This window comes from Citrobacter sp. RHB36-C18, assembly GCF_013814485.1.
In the GTDB taxonomy this organism is placed as follows: Bacteria; Pseudomonadota; Gammaproteobacteria; order Enterobacterales; family Enterobacteriaceae; genus Citrobacter; species Citrobacter braakii.
Genome location: NZ_CP057125.1, coordinates 3,768,175 through 3,781,311, shown reverse-complemented (window position 1 = coordinate 3,781,311; position 13,137 = coordinate 3,768,175). Strand labels below are relative to the sequence as shown.

General features: G+C 45.1%; 12 protein-coding genes and 1 tRNA gene. 11 read left to right on the top strand and 2 right to left on the bottom strand.

Going from position 1 to position 13,137, the window contains the following annotated elements; translation table 11 throughout:
* Nucleotides 1-138: 138 nt before the first annotated feature.
* The 11 genes from HVZ52_RS18040 (at nt 139) to HVZ52_RS17990 (ending at nt 11,639) form a co-directional block, all read left to right on the top strand.
* Nucleotides 139-858 carry a Crp/Fnr family transcriptional regulator gene (locus HVZ52_RS18040; protein ID WP_047498426.1) on the top strand — a complete coding sequence of 240 codons (720 nt, stop codon included), beginning with the start codon at nt 139-141 and terminating at the stop codon, nt 856-858.
* 595 nt (nt 859-1,453) lie between these two features.
* Nucleotides 1,454-2,041: a common pilus major fimbrillin subunit EcpA gene (locus tag HVZ52_RS18035; RefSeq protein WP_046276283.1), complete on the top strand. Its 588-nt coding sequence runs from the start codon at nt 1,454-1,456 to the stop codon at nt 2,039-2,041.
* Between the two features lie 53 nt (nt 2,042-2,094).
* Nucleotides 2,095-2,772, top strand: coding sequence for a hypothetical protein (locus tag HVZ52_RS18030; protein ID WP_046276284.1), 678 nt, complete (start codon nt 2,095-2,097; stop codon nt 2,770-2,772).
* 47 nt (nt 2,773-2,819) lie between these two features.
* Complete coding sequence (locus HVZ52_RS18025; RefSeq protein WP_181598554.1) at nt 2,820-5,312, top strand: CS1-pili formation C-terminal domain-containing protein; 2,493 nt, start codon at nt 2,820-2,822, stop codon at nt 5,310-5,312.
* A 4-nt stretch (nt 5,313-5,316) separates the two neighbouring features.
* Nucleotides 5,317-6,933: a fimbrial protein gene (locus HVZ52_RS18020; RefSeq protein WP_181598553.1), complete on the top strand. Its 1,617-nt coding sequence runs from the start codon at nt 5,317-5,319 to the stop codon at nt 6,931-6,933.
* A complete protein-coding gene (locus HVZ52_RS18015; RefSeq protein ID WP_047417050.1) occupies nt 6,930-7,625 on the top strand; it encodes a fimbria/pilus periplasmic chaperone in 696 nt (231 codons plus the stop codon). Before HVZ52_RS18020 ends, HVZ52_RS18015 begins: the two co-directional genes overlap by 4 nt.
* Before the next feature lie 144 nt (nt 7,626-7,769).
* The gene (locus tag HVZ52_RS18010) at nt 7,770-8,501 is read left to right on the top strand and encodes a winged helix-turn-helix domain-containing protein (RefSeq protein ID WP_019076099.1); all 732 of its coding nucleotides are present in this window, start codon (nt 7,770-7,772) and stop codon (nt 8,499-8,501) included.
* On the top strand, nt 8,476-8,949 hold the full coding sequence (locus HVZ52_RS18005) for a hypothetical protein (protein ID WP_046276288.1): 474 nt from the start codon (nt 8,476-8,478) through the stop codon (nt 8,947-8,949). The genes HVZ52_RS18010 and HVZ52_RS18005 overlap by 26 nt, the downstream gene beginning before the upstream one ends.
* Nucleotides 8,950-9,291: 342 nt before the next feature.
* The gene (locus HVZ52_RS18000) at nt 9,292-10,740 is read left to right on the top strand and encodes an EAL domain-containing protein (RefSeq protein ID WP_181598552.1); all 1,449 of its coding nucleotides are present in this window, start codon (nt 9,292-9,294) and stop codon (nt 10,738-10,740) included.
* Between the two features lie 313 nt (nt 10,741-11,053).
* On the top strand, nt 11,054-11,398 hold the full coding sequence (locus HVZ52_RS17995) for an isoprenylcysteine carboxylmethyltransferase family protein (RefSeq protein WP_249417773.1): 345 nt from the start codon (nt 11,054-11,056) through the stop codon (nt 11,396-11,398).
* A gap of 165 nt (nt 11,399-11,563) precedes the next feature.
* A tRNA-Thr gene (locus HVZ52_RS17990) sits at nt 11,564-11,639 on the top strand.
* Between the two features lie 251 nt (nt 11,640-11,890).
* Here the strand turns inward: HVZ52_RS17990 and cbdX are convergent.
* Nucleotides 11,891-11,980, bottom strand: coding sequence for a cytochrome bd-II oxidase subunit CbdX (gene cbdX, locus HVZ52_RS17985; RefSeq protein ID WP_016151902.1), 90 nt, complete (start codon nt 11,978-11,980; stop codon nt 11,891-11,893).
* A 13-nt stretch (nt 11,981-11,993) separates the two neighbouring features.
* Nucleotides 11,994-13,130: a cytochrome d ubiquinol oxidase subunit II gene (appB, locus tag HVZ52_RS17980; RefSeq protein WP_181598551.1), complete on the bottom strand. Its 1,137-nt coding sequence runs from the start codon at nt 13,128-13,130 to the stop codon at nt 11,994-11,996.
* Between the last annotated feature and the right edge of the window lie 7 nt (nt 13,131-13,137).

Sequence of the window (13,137 nt, the reverse complement as noted above, 5' to 3'; positions counted from 1 at the left end):
CAGGCGCTCCCTGACGTTGAAAGACGACGTATCACAGAATTTTCCCTGCCAGCATGAATTTTCTGGGTCTGCGGCTCACGTATTGTTCCTATGGTCCAATCTATTAGAATCAGTCTCATTTTTATGAGGAGTCGTTGCGTGAAATCGGATATTCACAAACATAGCATTCCTGTTGTGCCACTCGGCAACCCGTTTCCCCCCCGGCATTGTTCACTGTGTCCAAAGGGCGCGGCGATTGATCGTGATAATCAATACCGATTAATAGACAAAAGAAGGAAGTTTAAAGCGGGGGAGATACTCGCCCGCCAGGATGGAGCCGCGGACATGCTTTTTGTTATTCACGAGGGGTACTGCACGTCCAGCGTGGAATGTGGTGATAACGATTTTATCAGTCGCTTTTATGTTCCGGGAGACATCATGGCGCTGGATGCCGTTGAGGGGGGTAAGTATCTGACAACGATCAAGGCTGCAACGGCTGCGGAGGTATGTCATATCGATATTGCGCGGTTGTTCAAGGCAGCAGAAAAGGAGCCGTCGGTTGCAGCGGCAGTCATCAAGTTTCTCTGCAGGGACAATGGATTCATTGTTGAAAAACTACGGCGTTATGCCAATAAACATGCTGAGGCCAGAATCGCTGCTTTCCTCGTGGAGTTTTACGAAATGCATTTACGTATTGGCAGGCCTGAAACGACGCTTCGCTTGCCATTCTCGCGGGAGGAAATTGCCAGTTATCTCGATCTTAAAATTGAAACCGTTAGCCGCTCATTAAAATCCCTCGAACATCAAAAGTTGATTAGCTTACATCGGGTCCGTACGGTAACAATTAATAGTTATTTGGGGTTGAAAGGTTTCAGCTAACCCTATCTTTGCCGTGCGTTATTTATCTCTTGATATTCCAGGAATATTCATTTTATATGGAAAATTCCTGGTTTTATTTATGTGGAATAATTATCAATTCGAATGATAATCCTACAGGTCAGCGCTATTTTTATAAGAATATTCCCTCTTAAATAAATATTTCATGAGAATTTTCTTGTGAAGTTAAAAAATTAGCATAATTGCAACAAATAATAAGCATTACAGAGAGAGTATGTGGATGTTAATTATCTTTATGTTTTTTAAGGGTTTTACTCCTGGGCTATTTGTATGATCTTTTTGATATTTATCAAAAACATAAAAAAGATGAATTGTTTGGTTTTTATTGTTCGTGTGGATAATAATTCTAAAAATGTACGTATTTTAAGTAATTATATCTTAGGAAACTTCTTAGATAATGTTTTTTATAGGAAAATTCTTAGTTTTTTGTAATTTTTACGTTTCAGGGTTTGTTGAGATGTTACTTAATCCAAATGATAATTTTTTGGCGCGGCAATTCTGGCTCGCAATTAATGGAACCGCTGGAGTGACTTAATAATAAGACTCGGTGGTGAGTTTGTTCTTAGGAGAAGATAAAATGAAAAAAATATTATTAGTAACATCTCTGGCTTCTGTATTTGTTGCAGCAAATGCAATGGCAGATGTTACTGCTTCTGCAACAGCCTCGTGGGACGCGACGGCAACGAAAGATACCACCAGCATGTTGGTTGTCACCCCGCTGAACTCTTTAACTTTCCAGTATGCTGAAGGGCTGAATGCCTTCAACTCTCAGGACGGTGCTTTTGATGTGACGATTCAGGGTCAGGAGACGGCAACTGATTTTGAACTGACTGCTCAGATTATTAGTAACACTCTGATCAACGCCAGTGGTGATGCTTCTACCCTGAACGTAGGGGTGGCATGGAATGGCACTGCGCTGACTAATTCATCAGATACTGTCCTTGTTAACTCCAGCTCCACTTCTGGTCTTGAAAGCTTGATGGCTGATGGCGCTTATAACGGTGCCGATCGTGTCAGCGATCAATCCAACTTCAAATTCACCATCGCGTCAGCGACTTCTGATGGTAGTCAGACAGTAGCAGATTACTCTGCACTGCCAGACGGCTATTGGACTGGCGATGTAAAAGTACAGTTCAATGCAACCTGGACGACTCCGTCTGCCTAAGTAATAAAAAATTCGGGAGAATTTGTTCTCCCGAATTTATCAGGAATGGTGTCATGAAAAAATATTTACCGGCAGCGATGTTGGTAGGGTTAGTAGCATCTTTTCCCGGATGGGCAATTAATGTTGGTGAAATCACATCGATCATGACTTCTGCTGAGAGTTCATTATCGAAAGAAATTATCAATACGACAGATGCGGCGCGTTATGTCAGTGTTTCGGTAAAACAATTGTCATCACCTTTGGCGGGGGGAATCGAAATAAAGCCCGTTAATTCCGGAGAATTACTCTCTACACCTGCCAATCTTATTCTTCCTGGCCAGGCGAAGGATGTATTTCGTTTCTTTTATAAAGGACCTGCAGATGATGTCGAGCGTTATTATCGTCTGCAATGGATAGATGAGCCGGTCACCGAGAGCGCGGAAACCCGGGCGAATAAAATGGCTGTTGCAACAGCGTCGGCTGAAATTGGCACTATCCTGGTAGTCGCGCCGCGCAAGGAGCGTTTTGAATATAGCCGAAATGGCGATGTTATTACTAATACCGGCAATGTTTCGTTTCGTGTGATCGCCTATGGGGCTTGTAAAGATAAGGCTCGCGATCGGGGACGAGGCTGTCGCGAACGTTATTACATTATGCCGGGTACAAAAATAAAATTACAGTTTACCGACATTAGTAATAGCCGTTCACGCATCGGTATCTGGCACGGTAAGCAGTTTATTACAGTGAAGTGATGGTCAATAGCAGGGATAAATAAAATTACCGGAAAGTAAGGATGCAGATGACAACAACAAATATTGTCGGCGGTAGCATTTGTCTTTTTCTTGCGCTGACACCAGGATTTTCACATGCAGCCCCAGTAAAAGTGGGTAATTATGTTATCCCCAGCGCTTTCGCCCGTTCCCTGGAGCAGGGAATGACGGTGCCGGTATATATTCGTTACAACGAGACTGATGAGAAAAGTCAGCAAAAAGTTGCCGATGCGGTGATTTCCCTTGTTGATGGCAATATTACGGTTAAATCCCTGGCTCTTGCTGAATTGCCCAATAATGCCGTGTTATCTGGAAAAACCCGCGCGTTGGTGGAAAAAATTCGTGATGTGAAGTTTCACGATAACACCAACATCGAGCTATCGAATGATGCACGTCTGCAACTCAACGTCTCTTCATTTCACCTGGAGATGATTGTCAGCAAAGATGCGTTAACTGAAGCGATTGTCGCACGCAGCAGCCTGCTTGGACCTTCCAGCGTGGAGACTCTCTCTAACGTCCTGAATTATAACTTTGGCACCTACTACAACGATTATCATAACGGCAGCAGTACCCGCAGCTATCTGACGATGGACAATACAACATCGCTGCGTGAACACCATGTCAACATTAACGGTTCGTTTTACGGCATAGGCGACAGCAACAGCACCAGTAAACTCTATCGCGCGATGTATGAGCGTGATTATGACGGATATCGACTGGCGCTCGGGATGCTCGACACCTGGAATGTCCAGTCTATTGCCAGCCTGAATGCGCTGAATGGTGGGAAAATTTATGGCGTAAGCTACGGAAACAAAGGAAGTACGGTTGTTGAGAATACCTCGCTTTCGCTCACGCCAATTACCGTATTTTTGCCAGCCGCTGGCGAGGTTCATGTATTTCGTGACGGGCGTTTGCTCAGCGTACAGAACTTTAATATGGGCAGTTATGAAATTGATACCAGTCGTTTCCCGTATGGTGTTTATGATGTCACGGTAGATATCGTGGTCAATGGCCGGACAATTAATAGTCGTATCAGTCGGGTTAATAAAATCTTTGCCCGCCAACAGGCAGCCGGAATTGATCAGCTCTCATGGCAACTGTTTGGTGGCTCACTGGATTATGACCGTGTGAGTTATAAGCGAAACCACTATCAGGATTTAGGCAATGAGCAGACCTGGATTGCCGGCGGTGCCGCATCGGTGACGCTGGCGATATTGTCGGGGCTGGGCCTGAAATCTACGCTCTACGGTTTTGGCAACAATACGGTTAATGAAACGGATGTCACACTCAATGTGAATGAATACGTAAGCATTGGCAATCAGACGCTGGTAGCGAACGATTCGTCATGGCGAAACATCAGTAATATCAATCTCAATATCCCCGAGGGATATGGTTCCCTTTGGGCATCTCGTGAAGACAGTAAAATTGGCGACCGTCTGCCCATGCAGGAGCGTGACAATTATTCCATTGGTGGCACTCTTAACCTCGGGAAGTTTATTCCTCATGGCGGCTCGCTTACCGTGAGTCAGACGGAGAATCGCTACTCGGGAAATAAATACCGTAACCTGGACTACAGCACGAACCTTTATTCAGGCAAGTATGCCACGGTTGGGTTGCGCGCAGGTATTCAGCGTTATTACTACAACAACCGGAATGACGATGGGCGACAGGAACGTTATGTCAGCCTGGATTTATCGTTGCCGTTGGCGTCCTGGATGAGCATGGGCGTCTCCCGGGATCGCTATGGCAGCACTCAGGGTAATCTCAGCGCGCGCAAGCAGTATGCTGAAGGCCCCATTAAATCGGTCGGATTGTCGGCTTCGACACGCCTGAGTGGTGAGCAGTATTACGACAATAATTACTCGGTAAACGGCAATCTGAGTTATGACACGAAATATAACGCCGGCACCGTATCGGTAACGCGTTCTGCGGACAACTCCACCAATATGAACTTCTCTTCTCAAGGTTCCCTGGCGTGGGCAGGAAAAGATTTCGGTCTGAGTAAAGAGAGGCAAAGGTCAGGCATTATTGTGAAAACCGATTTGACCGGCGAAGGGAAACTGGCTGCGAAGATTAATAACCGAAATTATCTTCTCAGCGGTAAATCAAATTTCATTGCACTGCCGCCTTATGCTCAGTATAAGCTGGAGATCCTCAATGATAAAAACTCTGAAGACAGCTTTGATATTGTTTCAGGGCGCAAACAGGAACTGACGCTATATCCGGGTAACGTGGGTGTTATCAACCCTGAAGTGAAAAGTATGGTCACCGTATTCGGGCGTATTCGTTATCCCGATGGGCAGTTGGCTGCAAACACCGATATTCATAATCACATCGGTAAAACGCGTACGGATGAAAAAGGGGAGTTTGCTATCGATATCGATAAGAAATATCCGGTCATCACGTTAATTTCAGCCAATGGCAGCCTATGCGAAGCCGATCTCGATTTGGAAAAAGCACGCGGCGCAGCGTGGGTTGGTGATGTGAAATGTGCCACGCAAACCACGATGGCGCAGAGGTAATAAAATGAAAGTATTAATTAAAGTAGCTACTGTAATCTGTGCCGTGGGGAGTTTCACGCCTGCGCCTGCTTTGGCTTTGAATGCAGTATCTTCCGGCTCAGTCAGTAATAACTATTTGTTTATTGAAAATGCCATTGATAGTGAATACTTTATCACCCCCTCCGCACTCGACCCTCGTTTCAGCGGTTCAAACACGTGGATAAAATACGGTACCTCTCAGGTAAGTCTCGGGTATTTAGGTTTTGTCATCTGGACTGCGCCAGGAAATTATTATCAGGACATGTGGATTGATAATTCCCCGATTAACGGGCCTTTTCGGGGGATCCGTTGTTATAGCGGCAGCCAGTGTCCATCAACTGGATTTATTGCCGGGCAAGGCACTGATAAAAACGGCTTTTATCATGCGCAGGTAGGCTCTGTCGCAGGTGTTATTGGTGGCGCCTACGGATTCGCTTCCCTGACGGATACTGCCTATGAGTACTTTCGCAATGTGCCTACCGGTAGCAGCGAAACCTATGTGTTCAACCGTTGTTATACTTCCGTGGATTATGATTATTCTTCCGGGCAACGTTGCAAAGATCAATCGAAAGGATTATGGAATTACGTCAATTATACGTTAACCAAACGCGGTCATCTGTCACTTGTATCGACTAATGCATTTCAGGAGCTTTGGGTTGCCAGTGACGGTACGCCGAGCATCACCAAAGACACTGGTTATTGCGAGCTTGGCGTGGTTAACGGCGAAGACGGCGTGATTTGCAAAATGGTAAATTATAACCTGCAACAAACCGCCAATCTGACCGCCTCTCTGACGTTTCGCGCTTATGTCGACACGGCGATGCTTGGTTTTACGCCTGGACCGGCCACCGTGAAATACTCCGGGAATGGTTCAAACTGGTATAACTATGGTACTTCAACTGCTTATTACAACGTTTTCACGACCTCTGGAGAGTACATATATATTTTTCTGTCAAAAGTATTCCTGAAAAAACTCGTCGATTCAGGAATCAGCATTACTAACACTCAACCGTTTACCTTCGGTTTTTATAATGGCTTAACACCTGAGTCAGGGCACTACCAGTTTACGCCTTCGCTACAGATCAATATTGTGCCGAAGGAGTATGGGATCAGTATCGTCTCTTCAGACAACACCGCTTCTGCGAGCGGCAGTGGCACGATTGGCGACGCCGCTCCTATAGAAATAGATTACACCGTGACAGTCTCCGGTCCTCGTCAGGCTGATAGCATTACCGCGCAAGTTATTGGAGAAAGTACGACGATAAACAGTGTGCCTTACTGTCTGTTTACCTCCCCTCAAGGCGGGCTGTCAGTCCCAATCCCCGCCTTTCTGCAGTACAACAGTCAGTTGGGGGGCGTGGTGAAGAAACGAAATAGCTGTAGTGAAGCAGCAATCAATATGAGCGATGCGCAGTGGCAACAGACGCCCTGGGACGCAAATAACAATGATGATGGAAGCTACTATACTACGGATTTAAAATTGCTTTTCCCAATGAATGATTCACGGTCGATGTTAACTGTTTCCGGAACAGATTGGGAAGGTGTCGTCAGTGCCAGTGGAGAGATAAAAGTCACGGCGAATTGGGTGGGAGTGACGCCATGAACCGCTGCCGTTTGGTGTTTAGATGGGTATTTATCTTACTTTCCGGGTTGACTATATTCTCCGCACAGGCTGTCTACCTGGAGTCGACCATTTATGAGATGCCATCGGATAAATCATTTATCAGCAAACGGATCTATAACGATAGCCAGAAACAGAATTTGTACAGTATTGGCGCAGTAAAAATTGATAAGCCTGGACCGGGAGGTGAAAACAGAAGTGCCATTGCTGAAGGCGAACTTCTGTTTACGCCGCTGAATTTTTCACTGGCTCCGCAGGCGAGTGAGTTTTTTAAGATTTTCTACCGTGGACCGCAGGATGATAAAGAACGCTATTACCGAATTCTGTTTCGTGAAATGCCGATAACGCTGTTTACCGAGCGTAATCAAGGGAAAGGAGGGCAGGCTCTCCCGGTGATCGCTATGGACACCATATTGGTTGTTCGCCCGAGAAAAATGAATCTGGCCTACACCATTGATGAGGCAAACGGAACACTGAAAAACACCGGGAATACTTTTTTTAAAATCATCGTACATCTGGGGTGCAACTCAACCGATGATGAAGCCACCATGCGTTATGTGTTGCCGGGTGAAACCTGGCGTAGTAGCGAATTGAAATCAAAAAACCGGAAATTTATCGTTGCATTGCAGAAATACATACCAGTAGGTCAGGGGTGCTTCAAACTCAATCAATAGTAAGCATTAAGTCTGATCCGATATGTCATGGTTAGATATCGAACCTATACTGTAACTATCTTTATACAATGCAGTGATCAGCTCGGCACAGATGAAATTTTAGTCATTTGCACTCAACGTCACGGTAATTAAGAGTCAGGTAGTATGAACAGTATAATTAATGAACAGGTTGAGTATGATTCCACCAGAAAAAGCCTGAAACATCGCGATACGACAATAATTCTTTCGGCGTCTACCGCGAGACTACTTGAGCTATTCATTGCCCATAAAAATCAACAAGTCCACCGCGAGTTTATCATTGAAGAAGTCTGGAAAAAGCATGGCATGGCCCCATCGGGTCATAGTCTTAATAAAAGCATCAGTATTTTGCGAAAAGCATTTAGTGAGCTGGGGGCGGGTAATCCCATTGAAACGCTGCCTCGGCAGGGATTTTTGTTCCATGCTTCGATCAGCGATGAATCGTCATCTTCCTCTGAAGATGAAACTGTGCGTTCGGTAACTGAGACGGTGAACTCATCCGTAAGACCAAAACGTAAAAACATTATTCTGTTCATTTTATTATTTGCATTTCTTGGAAGCGCTATTTTTATATTTTTAGCACTTAATTCAAGTTCCAAAAATTTTATCTATATCAGGGCAATAGATGATTGTGAACTTTATACTGCCGATGACAATAATGCTGATAAAACGAAAGCATTTTTATCTTCTGATATGTGGCGAAAAGTAAATGCGGCTTGTCATGATGGCAAGAAAACAATTGTTTTTTATGACGATAATAATTTATCAGCCGGCAATGATCTTAGAGTGAATTTGCTTGGGATTTGTACGTTAGAGAAAGGAGGGGTTGTCCGTGAATGTGAAAATTTTGTTTATTAGTGGGGCAATCTTTCTTGCAGCGATAACAGCATATTTTTTATATCGCCATCAAGAACCTGAGACGCTGACCTGCTCGGCAAAAACTTACCTGCATCTGGAGGCGCAAACTCAGGGGGTAAAAATTGAAGGTGAAGTTCTGCTGGTTTTTCGTATTTCTTCTGCTACCGAAGGGCGGGTATCTCAGATAGGAAGCCTCAATATTCAGGGTAAAAATTATGCTGTAGATCGTAATGTTATCCTGAATTTTATTGGTAAAGATCGTGATGGTTACCTGCAGACCCGTCGTGTAGCTATTGTTAAAAATAAAAATGATAATGTTCCTGATGACGTTACCGAACAACTCATGTCACGACAGGAAATTTTTTATTATAAGATCATCCATATCGCCAAAAATGTCTATGCGATCAGAGATCTGCGACGTACGTTAATGGTTTGTCGGGCAGCATGAGTAACAATAATATGTTATCATTACGGTTTTAGTAGTTTTATATTTTGTCATTTTTAGTATTCGTGGTTTTTTGTTTTGTCTTGCAGTGAAAATGAGCAATAGGATTTGTATTGATGAAGAATTAGGATTTTTCCTTTTTCAATAATTAAAATGGCCTTAACATTTAATGGTAATATTCATATGGATAATCGTGATTATAAAATCTGAAACTGCGTGAGATGACTTATGGATAAAGTTAATTCGCGGACTGCATTGTAATTTCTGGAGGCTAAAGGTGTTGTATATTCTCTCGTGTATAAAACGAGGGACCTGCCATGCCATAAATTTAAGTTGGTGGTAACTATGAATACGAAAAAGGTTTTTCTGCTCAGTTATGATATTTTTCTTTTCTCAGGGATAAAAGCGTGGTTGCCAAATCTGGTGTTGGTCGATGCGCGGGCATTTATTTCTGGTTCACAGTCAATTATTCCACGGTATCCATCCTGTTTACTGGTAATCGATAACCGGTTACCATTATTCCAGGTCAGGAAGTGGTTTCAGAGAAATAGCACGCAGTTTATCAATATAAACTGTATTGTTCTTCGGATGAATGAAAATCGTTCTATTAATCGGGGGTATGAGGAGTATGCATTCATTAATGGACGGGAACTATCGGATCAGCTGATTTCTCAGTTGAGAGCCAATCTAATGGCTCCCAATGAGGTTGTGGAAGTCACTAAAGGTTCAGCGATATTTACTTTTCATTTGACTGAGTTTGAAGAGAAAATGCTGTATGCATCTTTCACAAAGGAAAAATTGCACGATTTTTGTCATGCTAACTCGATAACAATTAAGTCAGTGTATCGATATCGGGAACGAATTACCGCTCGTCTGGGGTTTTCTCATTTTAATGAAACTATCATTTTTTTAACCAGGAATAATCTATTGCATGAAGGTTCCTCGACGTTCAGTCATTCTGGTAAGAATGTAACATACGGCGAAGCATATGATGTCTCAGATTCTAGTCGACTGAGTATGGCAATAAGGAATGAAGAGATCATTCCTTATTTTCAACCCATCGTAAATATCAACGAAGATGTCTGTGGTGTTGAGGTTTTGGCTCGTTGGCCACAGGGAGATAATTATGCTATTTCTCAGCGTGAGTTTATACCGCTGGCTGAAAAAAGTGGCTTAATGAATGAGTTAACGAGCTATTTAATGAACACCGTCGCGCGTAATCTGGTCGACGGAAGCGAGGATTTCAATAAAACTTTATTCGTCTCCTTTAATGTGAGCCCATCAGGTTTAAGTAACCCCGTCTTTTATTGGGAGTGTCTTAATTTTATGGAAATAACGCAAAGGCTACCGATAAAATTGATGATTGAAATAACTGAAAACCAGACTCTCACTATTACTCCTGCAATCAAAGAGCTGATACGATCGTTGCGAAACAGAGGGGTTCTGTTTGCTTTAGATGATTTTGGGACGGGATACGCTAACCTTTGCTATCTCAATGAGTTAGACCTGGATGTTATAAAAATTGATAAAACGTTTATCAAAGCGATTAAAGAAGTTGAGCAACATATCCCTATGCTCGAGTCAATCATTCACCTTTCCGAACTTCTGGGGTTACGCATGGTGGCGGAAGGCGTTGAACATGGCTATCAGCAGCAATGGTTGGGGAAAAATAATGTTGATTACCTGCAGGGTTATCAATTTTTACCGCCAGTGACGTTTGATGATTTTATGCGTTACTACAAGCCGTCTTTAGATTTTTTTGAATCAGCGTCGGATTCTACTTTCTCAACGTAAAGCCTTTCGGGAACATCAGGGGCGGATGCCTCTGATGCAGGTTTTTTTGTCGAGGTGAGTACGATAACTCCCGCCTGTCTGGTGAAGGCGATAGCCTGTTGTGAGTGAGGCATCGTTTGTTTATGTATCTAATACGGGGTATTTATAGCGGTATCAGCGTTAATTAAACCGATGCCGAGGTGAGTTCCTGGCCATGCGTCATTTCCTGACAAAATTAAGAGTCTGGTTTCCGCCGCCTCTTATCTTAGTACTTTTTCTCGTTGCGGATGTGCTAACGGCGAGTCCGCGTTTCACATTCGGCGGGGTGAATATCGTGATAAGCGCATTGCTGGCCGGCGTCAGTCTGTTGGTGATATTGCACACCGCGTGGCAGATGCGGATGAAACGTACGACCCTGAATCCGCTGCATGCACATAAATCGACCACGCTTGTTACCGACGGATGTTACGCCTGGAGCCGCAACCCGATCTACCTTGGTATGAGTGGAATCCAGTTGGCCTTTGCTCTTTACATCGGTAGCCTGACTGGAGTACTGGCTGTACCGGTGTTTATGCTGGCGGTTGCCAGATTGCATATCGATTTTGAAGAGGAACAACTGCGAAAACATTTCGGGCTGGAATGGGAGCGCTATGAACAACACGTTCGCCGCTGGTTATAGTAATACCCGACCGCGTATAAGCATGCCTGTAACGACACGATTCGTGCGTAATTGAAACCGGATGATGCAAAAATAGGCGTTTGATTCGCAAGGCCATTGACGCATCGCCCGGTTAGTTTTAACCTTCTACCCCGTGCTCACATTCGTGGACATGTCCTTTTCAGGGCCGATATAGCTCAGTTGGTAGAGCAGCGCATTCGTAATGCGAAGGTCGTAGGTTCGACTCCTATTATCGGCACCATTCAATCAAGCAGTTACAACTCCACATCTTCAATGTAATCCCCTTCTTTTTGTCTCGCGCACTGGTTTAGCACTCTATAGCTTCTCATTTCCTTTCCGCTCTTCGAACACGTCCATTGCAGCACCGCTCTGCGGTTTATAGAAAAGCTTGGTGCTAACCAGGGTTTGGGTACAGCCATGCTGCTTTTGTGTGAACGAATAAAGACTCCCCGAATAAACAGTGGAGCCTGGAAGCGTAACGCACGCGCAGGGCTATTTCTGCCGTGACTCAAGCCAGACCAGCGCCAGCGTGGAGAGCGTACACATCAGCAGAATGCCGACAAACCAAAACAGATACCACATCGTACAGTCCTCCCTAATAAAGTTCGTGGTTGTGGCGGCGGATGGTTTCTACGTTGATTCGTCCCAGCATCTTGTAATAACTCCACAAGGTATAAAGCAGAACTATCGGTAGGAAAATCAGCACGATAACCAGCATGATACTGAGCGTCGTCTGGCTGGAGGTACTGTCCCACACCGTCAGGCTAGAGAGTGGATACGCGCTGGATGGCATCACAAATGGAAACAGGGTGATTCCAGCGGTGAAGATCACACAGGTCTGGGTCAATGAAGCAAACAGAAATCCGCACACGGCCCGACGTTGCCCGCAGGCATAGATCGCGAGCATTGGAAAAATCATGCCCAACAACGGAATAACCAACAGTAGTGGTGAATTTTCAAAGTGCGCCATCCACGCGCCCGGTGCGGTTGTTACTGCCTTTAATAGCGGGTTGGACGGACCATTAGGATCCTGGCTAAGCAGCACATAGCCATCGATCCCCGTCCACAGCCAGTACCCGGCTAACAGGAAGCAGAGCACCACTAACATCGCGCTGCGGCGGGTGGCAGACAGCGCGCGCAGGTGAAGAAGGCCGTCGGTTTTCAACTGGAGCCACACGCCCCCCTGCATAATGACCAACATCAGGCTTAATGCGCCGCACAATAGGGCAAAAGGAGAGAGCAATTCCCAGAAAGTGCCCAGGTATTGCACATGTAATTGTGGTGTGAACACAAAAGGCACCCCCAGGAACAGATTGCCGAAGGCGACGCCGAAGATAACCGGTGGCACCAGGCTGCCGATAACCAACCCGGTGTCCCACATGGCGCGCCAGCGTGCATTCGCTATTTTACCGCGATAATCAAAGGCCAATGGACGAAAGAAAAGGGCGCACAGCACCAGAATCATCGCCACATAAAACCCCGAAAATGCGGCAGCATAGACGCGCGGCCAGGCTGCGAATAATGCGCCGCCCGCCAGAATGAGCCACACCTGGTTACCTTCCCAGTGCGCCCCTACGCTATTGATTAACACCCGACGTTCATCATCGTTGCGCGCGATCAGCGGTAACAGGCAGCCGACCCCCATATCAAACCCGTCAGTGACCATAAAGGCCACCAGAATAATGCCAATCAGCAGCCACCAAATGAGCCGCAACGTTTCATAATCCAACATGATGCTC

Coding starts and splice junctions, on each gene's coding strand:
- HVZ52_RS18035 (WP_046276283.1), top strand. CDS start 1,454: ATGAAAAAAATATTATTAGTAACATCTCTGGCTTCTGTATTTGTTGCA.
- HVZ52_RS18030 (WP_046276284.1), top strand. CDS start 2,095: ATGAAAAAATATTTACCGGCAGCGATGTTGGTAGGGTTAGTAGCATCT.
- HVZ52_RS18025 (WP_181598554.1), top strand. CDS start 2,820: ATGACAACAACAAATATTGTCGGCGGTAGCATTTGTCTTTTTCTTGCG.
- HVZ52_RS18020 (WP_181598553.1), top strand. CDS start 5,317: ATGAAAGTATTAATTAAAGTAGCTACTGTAATCTGTGCCGTGGGGAGT.
- HVZ52_RS18015 (WP_047417050.1), top strand. CDS start 6,930: ATGAACCGCTGCCGTTTGGTGTTTAGATGGGTATTTATCTTACTTTCC.
- HVZ52_RS18010 (WP_019076099.1), top strand. CDS start 7,770: ATGAACAGTATAATTAATGAACAGGTTGAGTATGATTCCACCAGAAAA.
- HVZ52_RS18000 (WP_181598552.1), top strand. CDS start 9,292: ATGAATACGAAAAAGGTTTTTCTGCTCAGTTATGATATTTTTCTTTTC.
- cbdX (WP_016151902.1), bottom strand. CDS start 11,980: ATGTGGTATCTGTTTTGGTTTGTCGGCATTCTGCTGATGTGTACGCTC.
- appB (WP_181598551.1), bottom strand. CDS start 13,130: ATGTTGGATTATGAAACGTTGCGGCTCATTTGGTGGCTGCTGATTGGC.